Source organism: Burkholderia sp. MSh2, assembly GCF_000731655.1.
In the GTDB taxonomy this organism is placed as follows: Bacteria; Pseudomonadota; Gammaproteobacteria; order Burkholderiales; family Burkholderiaceae; genus Burkholderia; species Burkholderia paludis.
Map to the genome: position 1 here is coordinate 1 of NZ_JPGM01000150.1, position 1,480 is coordinate 1,480.

The window sequence follows — 1,480 nt, forward strand, 5'->3', positions numbered from 1 at the left end:
TGGCCGTCGTATTCGGCCGGATGCTGCAGCCCCTGCCAGCCGCCCTCGACGAACTGGCGGAACGCTTGCGCGAAGCCCGGCGTCGCGGTCACGACGCCATCCTTCCAGCTGCTCGGGTTGCGGTCGCCTTCGACGTTCAGCGGCGCGAGCACCTCGCCGCAGAATTTCGCGGATTCGTCGAGCACGGCCTGCGCGGTGTCGTAGCCGGCATCCTCGAAGCCCGGCAACTGCGCAACGGCGTCGATGCCTGCGAGCTCCTTCAGCACGAACAGCATGTCCTTGACGGGGGCGGCGTAACTCATGGTGCGTCTCCTGTTCTCTCTTCTGTCGATGGCGAAAAAAAGGGGCGCTCGTCGCGCCCCTTTTCCCGTGTGCCTAACGCTGAAGCGTCACGCCGTGTCAGCCGAGCTCGGTCACGAGCTCCGGCACGAGCGCGAACAGATCGCCGACGAGGCCGTAGTCGGCCACGCCGAAGATCGGCGCTTCCGGATCCTTGTTGATCGCGACGATCACCTTCGAATCCTTCATGCCGGCCAGATGCTGGATCGCACCCGAGATGCCGACCGCGATGTACAGCTGCGGCGCGACGATCTTGCCGGTCTGGCCGACCTGGTAGTCGTTCGGCACGTAGCCGGCGTCGACCGCCGCGCGCGATGCGCCGAGTGCTGCCGACAGCTTGTCGGCCAGCGGCTCCAGCACCTTCGTGTAGTTCTCGCCGCTGCCCAGGCCGCGGCCGCCCGACACGATGATGCTCGCGCTGGTCAGCTCCGGACGGTCCAGCTTCGTCACTTCACGGCTCACGAACTGCGACTTGCCTGCATCGGCCGCTGCGTCGATCTTCTCGACCGCCGCGCTGCCGCCTTCCGCCGCCACCGGATCGAAGCCCGTCGCGCGCACCGTGATCACCTTGATCGGGTCGCTCGACTGCACCGTCGCGATCGCGTTGCCCGCGTAGATCGGGCGCTCGAACGTGTCGGCACTGTCAACCGCCGTGATGTCCGAGATCTGCGCGACGTCCAGCTTCGCGGCGATACGCGGCGCGATGTTCTTGCCGTAGGCCGTGGCCGGCGCGAGGATGTGCGAGTAATCCTTCGCAACGTTCAACGCGGTCGCTTCGACGTTTTCCGCGAGGCCCGCTTCGAGCTGCGGCGCATCGGCCAGCAGTACTTTCGAAACGCCCGCGATCTTCGCTGCCGCGTCGGCCGCGCGTTGCGCGTCGTGGCCCGCGACCAGCACGTGAATGTCGCCGCCGACGAATTTGCCCACCTCGGCTGCCGCCGCCACCGTGTTCAACGTCGCGGCCTTGACCGACGCGTTGTCGTGTTCTGCAATCACCAGTATCGTCATTTCCTTGCGCTCCCTCTTACAGCACCTTGGCTTCGGTCTTCAGCTTCCCGACCAGCGTCTTCACGTCCGGCACCTTCACGCCGGCCGCGCGCTTCGGCGGCTCGACCACCTTCAGCGTCTTCAGACGGGGCTG

The 1,480-nt window shown here is 66.6% G+C and carries 1 protein-coding gene and 2 pseudogenes; all 3 read right to left on the reverse strand.

The features are described 5' to 3' along the window. Positions 1–302 (reverse strand): annotated as a pseudogene (locus GQ57_RS37970) (acyl-CoA dehydrogenase); the annotation flags it as partial. A 97-nt stretch (positions 303–399) separates the two neighbouring features. Further along, the gene (locus GQ57_RS37975; RefSeq protein WP_034200622.1) at positions 400–1,347 is read right to left on the reverse strand and encodes an electron transfer flavoprotein subunit alpha/FixB family protein; all 948 of its coding nucleotides are present in this window, start codon (positions 1,345–1,347) and stop codon (positions 400–402) included. Positions 1,348–1,363: 16 nt separating this feature from the next. Next, positions 1,364–1,480: pseudogene (locus GQ57_RS42910) on the reverse strand (electron transfer flavoprotein subunit beta/FixA family protein); the annotation flags it as partial.